Annotated in this window: 7 protein-coding genes and 3 pseudogenes; 3 read left to right on the plus strand and 7 right to left on the minus strand. The window is 67.1% G+C overall.

The window, feature by feature from the left end; genetic code table 11:
• Nucleotides 1–95: 95 nt before the first annotated feature.
• The 3 genes and pseudogenes from ACWD6R_RS39135 to ACWD6R_RS39145 form a co-directional block, all read left to right on the plus strand.
• Nucleotides 96–368 (plus strand): annotated as a pseudogene (locus ACWD6R_RS39135) (ATP/GTP-binding protein); the annotation flags it as partial.
• A 26-nt stretch (nucleotides 369–394) separates the two neighbouring features.
• Nucleotides 395–1,033 carry a hypothetical protein gene (locus tag ACWD6R_RS39140; protein WP_451823121.1) on the plus strand — a complete coding sequence of 213 codons (639 nt, stop codon included), beginning with the start codon at nucleotides 395–397 and terminating at the stop codon, nucleotides 1,031–1,033.
• Between the two features lie 13 nt (nucleotides 1,034–1,046).
• Complete coding sequence (locus ACWD6R_RS39145) at nucleotides 1,047–1,835, plus strand: hypothetical protein (RefSeq protein ID WP_451823122.1); 789 nt, start codon at nucleotides 1,047–1,049, stop codon at nucleotides 1,833–1,835.
• A gap of 89 nt (nucleotides 1,836–1,924) precedes the next feature.
• Here ACWD6R_RS39145 and ACWD6R_RS39150 read toward each other — a convergent pair whose 3' ends face one another.
• The 7 genes and pseudogenes from ACWD6R_RS39150 to ACWD6R_RS39180 form a co-directional block, all read right to left on the minus strand.
• Nucleotides 1,925–2,533, minus strand: coding sequence for an SMI1/KNR4 family protein (locus ACWD6R_RS39150; RefSeq protein ID WP_451823123.1), 609 nt, complete (start codon nucleotides 2,531–2,533; stop codon nucleotides 1,925–1,927).
• A 172-nt stretch (nucleotides 2,534–2,705) separates the two neighbouring features.
• On the minus strand, nucleotides 2,706–2,846 hold the full coding sequence (locus tag ACWD6R_RS39155) for a hypothetical protein (RefSeq protein WP_451823124.1): 141 nt from the start codon (nucleotides 2,844–2,846) through the stop codon (nucleotides 2,706–2,708).
• Nucleotides 2,843–3,313: a hypothetical protein gene (locus ACWD6R_RS39160; RefSeq protein ID WP_451823125.1), complete on the minus strand. Its 471-nt coding sequence runs from the start codon at nucleotides 3,311–3,313 to the stop codon at nucleotides 2,843–2,845. The genes ACWD6R_RS39155 and ACWD6R_RS39160 overlap by 4 nt, the downstream gene beginning before the upstream one ends.
• Before the next feature lie 410 nt (nucleotides 3,314–3,723).
• Nucleotides 3,724–5,049, minus strand: coding sequence for a PP2C family protein-serine/threonine phosphatase (locus tag ACWD6R_RS39165; RefSeq protein WP_451823126.1), 1,326 nt, complete (start codon nucleotides 5,047–5,049; stop codon nucleotides 3,724–3,726).
• Between the two features lie 541 nt (nucleotides 5,050–5,590).
• Nucleotides 5,591–6,046 (minus strand): hypothetical protein, encoded by a 456-nt coding sequence (locus ACWD6R_RS39170; protein ID WP_451823127.1) that lies wholly within the window; start codon nucleotides 6,044–6,046, stop codon nucleotides 5,591–5,593.
• Nucleotides 6,047–6,089: 43 nt separating this feature from the next.
• Nucleotides 6,090–6,299 (minus strand): annotated as a pseudogene (locus ACWD6R_RS39175) (integrase core domain-containing protein); the annotation flags it as partial.
• Between the two features lie 16 nt (nucleotides 6,300–6,315).
• A pseudogene (locus ACWD6R_RS39180) lies at nucleotides 6,316–7,167 on the minus strand (transposase); the annotation flags it as partial.
• Nucleotides 7,168–7,423: the final 256 nt, after the last annotated feature.

Here is a 7,423-nt window from a genome sequence, read left to right on the forward strand (position 1 = left end):
TCAGATCCTGGCTCGCAAGGCGTCCTCAGTTCACCGGGCTCCTGCCCGCTGACACGGCACTCAGAAGACGCATCCACAGGTATTGACAATTACTCTTCACCCTCGTCCCCACCGCGCCTTTGCCCTACAACGCGGAGTGGCAGGGGCTGGTGGCCACCTTGGAAGACTCGCTACGGCTGCACGATCACAAAGCGGGCAGCCTCACAGCCCTGGACCGCTATCTGCACGACCGTACCGACGGCATGATCGGCTCCCTGTCCCACCTGATCAGAGGCGCCGCTCTGGACGCGATCCTCACCGGCAGCGAGAAGATCACGAAGTCGGGTCTCAACGCGATCCCTCTTGACCACAGTTCGGAATCGAGCTGACCGCCGCAGAAAGGCATCTCCCTGCCATGCCGTCCGGCACCGTCGACGAACGTCCCGCAGCCCCGCTTCCCATAAGCGTCCGCCCGCACCTGGGCGAGAGCACCGAGAACTACATCAGGCGCCTGGCCACAGCGAATCACCTTCGGCCCAGCGCCCTGCACGCGATTGCCTGCGGGCCGCCCAACTGGACTGGAAAGCCCCGCCTCGAACGGCTCGCCGTCCTCGCCGGTCGCCCAGTCGACCACCTCAACGAAGCCCTGACAGATGCCGTCGTTCCCCGCCGTCGCACCACCGTCACAGGCCAGTATCAGCGGCTGCCCCCAAGCACCTACCTGATCTATGAAGCAATCCAGAAAGACGCGGAAGCCGGCCTCTCCCTGCGACACCTCGCCGAACGGCACGGCGTCAGACGGCACATCGTCCGCGCGGCCCTGACCGCCTTGATGCCGCCCGCGCGGCAACGTCCGAAGCGCCACCGAAAGACGCCGGTCATCGCCTCGGTCCGGCACCTCATCACCCCCATGATCAGACAGGACGCGAGTCCCAAGGACATCTGGAAGACGCTCATGGACGACCACGGCATCTCCATCTCGTTCTCCACGCTCAACGCCTACGTCCGCAGCCAGCGGACCAGCTATCGCGCACCCACCCCACCCACCCGCTGAAACCGGCCTGTTAATGCCCTCCCCCGACTACCGACCGCCGACCCGGCTGCCCATCCAGGTCCGTCCCGTCGCCGGAGAACGGGCGCGATCCTTCATCGCTCGGCTGGCCGCGGCCAACCATCTGAAGGCCGACCATCTGCGGACCTTTCTCTGCGAGCCTCCACTGCACCGGGGAAAGCCCACCTGGCCCCGTCTGGCCACGGTGACCGGTCGCGATCCCGAGGCCCTCCGGGGAATCCTCGACCGCACGCAGTGCGCGGAATGTCGCAAGTTCATGCTCTACCAGGGCAGCAACAGCCTCAGGCAGACCTGTTCACAGGCCTGCCGTCAGAAGATCTACCGGCGCCGGCACCCGAAACCGCTGAAGCAGCAAGCTGTGACCTGCCAGTTCTGCGGCAAGAAGCTGATCATCGCGGCCCACAGAGAAACCCGCCGCTGGTGCTCAGCAAGCTGTCGGCAGAAGGGCTACCGGCAACGACAAGGCGAGAACGCCGAAGCGCTGGCCACCCAACCCACCTGCGACGAGTGCGACACCCCACTCGGCGCCGGCAGCCGACGACGCTGGTGCTCGAAAAGCTGCAGCCACCGGGCCTACAACGTCGCCGGATCGAACGAGGCGAGTCCCCACTGCCGACGCCCAATCCCGATGCCCCGCCCAGACAACAGCCGACAGCCTGCGCAGCATGCTCGGGCCCCTTGCCGCCAGGGCGCAGAAACCAAATACGCCTCACATGCTCAGCAACCTGCCGCAACAAGCTCTACCACTGGCGCAAAGCAGAGCGACTCGCCCAAGAACACCTAACCCACGAATCGATGCGTCGTGTCACCAGCTCCGAATATCCCTGACCTGCGGTCAGGAGGTGTGGACGACTTCGAAGGGGGTGCACACAATCAGTGTTCTGCTACCTCCCAGACCAGATCGCCGACGTCGTCCACGACAGCGACGCATGCCTCTTCAGTGCCGCCGAGGGCAGCATGCCGGAGCAGGGCCGAGGTCCCTGATTCGAGTGCGGCAGCGATGTCCTGGAGCATGGAAGCCACCGAACCCCACAGCGGCACCCCGAGCACCCACGTCTCGTGGTCCCACAGGAAAACTGAGCCATAGGAATCGCCGAGCCGCAGGTCGACGATGAGTCCGTCACCGCCAGGACTCATCGCGATCGGCAGGAACGACGGCAGGAACCGCGGTTCTGGTTCGCCGTTCGCATCGAAGGAGGCCCCTTCCTGTTCCGCGACCAGCAACCAGATCTCTCTCGTTTCCAGGGCTTCCTCCAAGCCCACCGGAGCAAACGATCCAGGGATCCAGTAGTCGGCACTGACACGGTCCAGGGTCCACCACTCGTGCACTTCGGTGGGGAGTGCTACCTCAAGGTCCGCCTCGACCGCGCGGAGCTGGCCCTCGTCCGCAGCCGCCCTTACGGGGGCCCTCTGCAGACGATCTCTGCACCAGGCGTCGATACGATCCCACGACTTCCGCACTTCATGATCAATCGAGGTCATGGTCGAAAGTCTCTCAAGGAGCTCTGACAGGTGCGCTCCGCACCCGCGAAGCATCTCCGGCAGGTTCAGGTCAGGGAGCCGAGCCAGTTCGCACGTTCGCCGAGCGGTAGACCGCGCGACCAATCGCTCAACCTTCGGTGAGAAACGCTCAACCTTCACTGCGACAGGTCAGTCAGTCCTGGTGGGCCATCGAGTAGAGCGCCCCTGCGGGCTTGGCCAGGTGGTGGGCTAGCTGCTGCGCCTCGGTACCGGCGGCGCCCCCTTCCCAGACCGCGGCGACGACATCGTGCCCCTGCTCCTGGTGCTCGCTCATGCCGGACCTGCCGTGGTCTCGGTGGCGCGAGTGAGGAAGGCGGCGAGGTCGCCAGCGGCCTCGGGGTCGGCGGCGGTGAGCCGGGCCGCGAACGCCAGCTGGCCGACGTCGACGCCCGGAACCAGACGGCCGAGTTCGGCGAGCAGCGCGGCGTGGGCGAGCACCGGCGGCGGCAGAAGGCCGGTCGCGGCCTCGCGGGCGGCCGGGTCGCGGTAGTGCCCGAGGTGCGCAGCCAGGGCGTGCGCGAACCAGGCGTCGACGTCGCCCTGGACGTACGACCCGGCCCGCCGGGTGAGTTCGTCCCGGACGGCTTCGTCGCCCTCGCGGGGCTCGGTGTGCTTCAGCGTGCCCAGCTCGCGCAGCGCCTGGAGCTCATCGGCGCGGGCCGCGATCCGGGCGGCTTCGCGCAGCTCAGCTTCCCGGGCGGCGGCTGCCGCGGCGTCGGCGGCGAGTTCGGCCCGGACCACGTCGTCCGTCTCCGGGTTGTAGGCCGTGCCCGGCAGGAGGTCCTGACCCGGCTCATCCTGCCGACATGGACGAAGACCACCGCCCCACAGGAACGGCCGATCGTCGTCTTCGTTGCGGGATAGCCGGGCACTCGGCAAGACACGGCTTGCCGAGTGCCACAGCCGGATCTCGGTCTGCTGCTGTGTCACCGGTCGCGGCGCGGCAGCGTCGTCGAACGAGCAGTTACCGGCGTGGGCGGAGCTGCATCCCCTCACCCATGCCGCCCTCACGGAGGTACTGGCACCCTCGGAAATCCGAGAGTACCGGGGACGGCCGGCCCGAGATTCACAAGCTTCTCAGGATGGCGGCTAGCTCCTGGGCATCGATGCCGTCGCCGGTGAGGTCGTCCTCGATCGCATCGGCGGAAGGGCTACGTCGGCAGGGGTGTGCGCAGGGCGAGGATGGCCATGTCGTCGTGGCCGTCGCTGGGGTGGTGGTCAACAAGGGCCTGGCAGAGGCCGTTCAGGGACAGGTCGCCGTGGGCGGCCGCGATTTGGGCGAGGGCGTCGAGACTGGTGTCGATGGGGTGCTGGGGGTGCTCGACCAGTCCGTCGGTGAAGAAGACCACGGTGGAGCCAGCGGAGAGTGGGTGGGTGTGGTCAGGGCGGGATTGGTCGGCGTCTACTCCGAGAGGGATCCCGGGATCGGCATACAGGTACTTCGGCCGCCGACCGGGGGTGATGAGCAGGGGCGGGAGGTGGCCTGCGGTGCTCCAGCGCAGGGTCCAGGCGGAGCCTTCGGGTTCGATGCGGGCCAGGCAGGCGGTGGTGAGGGGGTTATTGGTGATGGCATGCAGAGTGCGGTCAAGCTGTGTGAGGACTGCGCTGGGCGGGGTGCGGCGGTCGTAGAGAAGGGCGCGCAGCATGTTGCGGGTCTGGGCCATGGCTGCCGCAGCTTTCAGGTCATGGCCGCAAACGTCGCCGATGACGGCTGCGCACGCCCGGTCAGGGAGCAGAAAGGCGTCGTACCAGTCACCGCCGACCCGTGCTGGGGCGGTCGCCGGCCGGTACATGGCGGCACCCTCATACGGTCGCAGATCGGACAGCGTCGGCAGCAGCAGGCGTTGGAACAGCTCGCTGCCTGCCCGGACATGCTCGAACAGGCGCGCGTTTTCGATGGCCACTCCGGCGGCCCCGGCAAGTGCAACGACGATGTCCTCGTCGTACGCATCGAAGGGCTCCCCGTCACGCCGGTCGGCCAAGTAAAGGTCCCCGTAGACCTCGCCCCGGACGCTGATCGCCACCCCGAGAAGGCTGCGCATCGGCGGGTGACCGGGCGGGAAACCTGCGGAATGCGGATGAGAGGAAATCTCCTGGACCCGGAGCGGTTCGGGACGGCGGATCAGCGTCCCGAGCAGACCCCGCCCGTGCGGAAACTCGACACCGCCCAGGTCGGCCCGTTCCTGCTCGCTCAGCCCCACGGGGATGAAGTGCGCCAGGCCCGTGCCCTGCTCATCGAGGACGCCCAGCGCACCATAGCGGGCCTGGACCAGGTTCATAGCAGCCGTGACGATCCGGTCCAGCACCACTGGCAGCTCCAACTCCCGACTGACTGCCATGACCGCGTCTAGCAACGCCTGCAACTGGTCCCTGGTCCGGGCCAGCCCCCGGAGCTGCGCTGCGATCTGGCCGAGCTGGTGGTCCAGGAAGTCATGCAGGTCAGCGATGTTCGGAGGTTTCGGTTGATCACGTTCCATGGGCTCTCCCGATGCCGCCGCACAAGCCGTCCTACCTGGCGGGCGTGCATTACTCACCCTCACCCACCGGCATGGGGACCCCCACACAGGTCACACCGCTCGGGCTGAGCCTGTCCCGGGCCGCCGACATTCGGCTCACTGTCAGTCGTCCCTCCTGTCTATCGCCTCGAGCCGACCACCGCCCCCCGACGCTCCGGGTTCAGAAACAGCTTCTCAACACCGACAAATCGTTTTCGGATTCCCCTTGGGGTCCGAACCCGGCTTATGTCGTGCCGCATCAAGCCGAGCCTGGCGAGCAGCCACCTGCTGGGCGAAGTCCGCTCTTGGAAGAAGGCTACGACGATCGAGGCCGTCAGCCGGAGGCCAGAGCTTCAGGGCGAGAGTCTCCGCGTGGCTGGGCAGGTCGGCCGAACGGGTCCACCCAGCCGGGGGATCAGCGAGACGGGAACCGGTTGCCGCTCGAAGGCTGCCAGACGGGTCCGGGTGGCACGAAACGAGGGGATGGCCCCATGCATGACGCCGCCCCCTCGGTGATCCCTGGTCAGCCGCGCCGGATCTTCTTCAAGTCGTCCAACGACAGTTCGTGATGGCCGGTGGCCTCCTTGCTCGACACCCATGCCAGGACCTGCGGATCAGGCCGGGAGTCGCGTGGGCGGAGGTCGGCGGCCGAGGTGTCCTTGCCATCGGAGTCGATGAGCTGGTCGATGTACCGGGCCAGCTCGTGCGGACCGCCGCCGCCGTACCCGACGCCGTAACCCCGCCCGTCCTCCTCCGGGAGGAGCGACAGGAGACCGACGGCTGTCCTGATCCAGAACTGGCCCGGCTCGAGGATCAGGGAGGCGAAGGTGTCCTGGGTGCGCAGCTCCAGCGGCGCGTACGTCAGGTACTTCCAGGTCTCGATGTTTCCGCTGACGGTGCGGTAGTGCTTCGCCACGACGGGGAGCCCGAACTCAGGGTCGAAGAAGGTCTGGTAGCAGACGCAGCCCGAACCGCCCACGGCCGAGGGACTGAGGTGACCCCCGGAGTGTGGACACAGGGGTTCATGCTGCGAGTGAGAGTTTAGCTGTCCTGTGGTGGTGCTGTTCGAACTCCATCGGGGAGAGGTAGGAGAGCGCGCTGTGTCGGCGTCGGGCGTTGTAGTAGGTGAGCCACCGGAATATCTCAAGCCTCGCCTGAGACATCGTCACGAACACTCTCCTGTACATCGTTTCTCGCTTCAGTCCCTGCCAGAAACTCTCGGCCAGGGCGTTGATGCCCCTATGGATGTCAAGCGGCATCTCGGGCTAGTCCCGTGTCGTTGGCCGCGGTGTTCGTGGGGACGATGAGCCGGTAGATCTCTCGTGCGACGTACCGCTTGAGGCAGCGGATGATCTCGCGTTTGGTCTTGCCCTCCGCAAGGCGTCGCCGCAGGTAGTCCTGGGAACGACCCTCCCAGCGCAGGCGGCTCAGGACGATCCGGTAGAGGGCAGCGTTGGCCTGTCGGTCACCGCCTCGGTTGAGTCTGCGGCGCTGCGTCTTGCCGGAGGACGCCTCGACGGGGCTGGCGCCGCACAGGGCGGCGAAGGACGCCTCGTTGTCGAGGCGTCCGGGGTTGTCACCGGCCGAGATGAGCAGGACAGCTGCGCTGTCCGGGCCGACGCCGTAGACGTCGAGCAGATCAGGAGTAGTCGCTTTGATTGTTTCGGTTATCCGCTTGGTGAGGTCGTTGATCTCTTCGGTCAGGTGCTGGATGCGGCGGGCCAGCAGTCGCAGGGTGTGACGCGCGGCCTCTGCCGGCCCGGAGATCTCGGGCTCCGTGAGTGCGGCGCACTGCTGGAACAGCTTCGGGTTTCTCAGCCCGGCCAGGGACTCGCGAAGTTCGGCATCGGCGCAGACCAGGACGCTCTTGAGCTGGTTGATGGCCTGGGTCCTGGACTTGATGGCGGATCCCTTCGCCAGCTTGAACAGCCGCAGCATCTCCACCGGGCCGTCGCTGGTCTTCGCCGTGGCGGTGGCACGACCGGACAAGACGGCGCGGGCGGCGGCTTCGGCATCGACGGCGTCGGTCTTGCCGTGACGCCGTCGGGCGGCCTTGTCTGGCTGGTTGACCTCGGTCACCTCAATGCCTTCGGCCCGCAGGTGTTCTTGCCCCGGCTGTTGCCCCTTCTGTTGCACGCCCTGTCGGCAGGTTGCCGGGTCCGGCCGGCCCGGAGCGGGCACCAGACCGACGCGGGACGTGTCAGCGCGGGAGAACTCACCACGCGGGCGCGCCGGGGCAGGTTGGTGTGGTGAGCTTTTCGGGCTCTCCTGCTGCATGAGTGGGTCACTCTGTGGCGGGTTGGCGACCGGGGAGGGTGGGACGTTCCCCGGCGAGGGTGAGCATGACGAGGGCGAT

This window comes from Streptomyces sp. NPDC005151, from assembly GCF_053599875.1.

Bases quoted from the DNA above. Each gene is read 5' to 3' on its own strand.
- ACWD6R_RS39140 (WP_451823121.1), top strand. From the start codon at position 395: ATGCCGTCCGGCACCGTCGACGAACGTCCCGCAGCCCCGCTTCCCATA.
- ACWD6R_RS39145 (WP_451823122.1), top strand. From the start codon at position 1,047: ATGCCCTCCCCCGACTACCGACCGCCGACCCGGCTGCCCATCCAGGTC.
- ACWD6R_RS39150 (WP_451823123.1), bottom strand. From the start codon at position 2,533: ATGACCTCGATTGATCATGAAGTGCGGAAGTCGTGGGATCGTATCGAC.
- ACWD6R_RS39155 (WP_451823124.1), bottom strand. From the start codon at position 2,846: ATGAGCGAGCACCAGGAGCAGGGGCACGATGTCGTCGCCGCGGTCTGG.
- ACWD6R_RS39165 (WP_451823126.1), bottom strand. From the start codon at position 5,049: ATGGAACGTGATCAACCGAAACCTCCGAACATCGCTGACCTGCATGAC.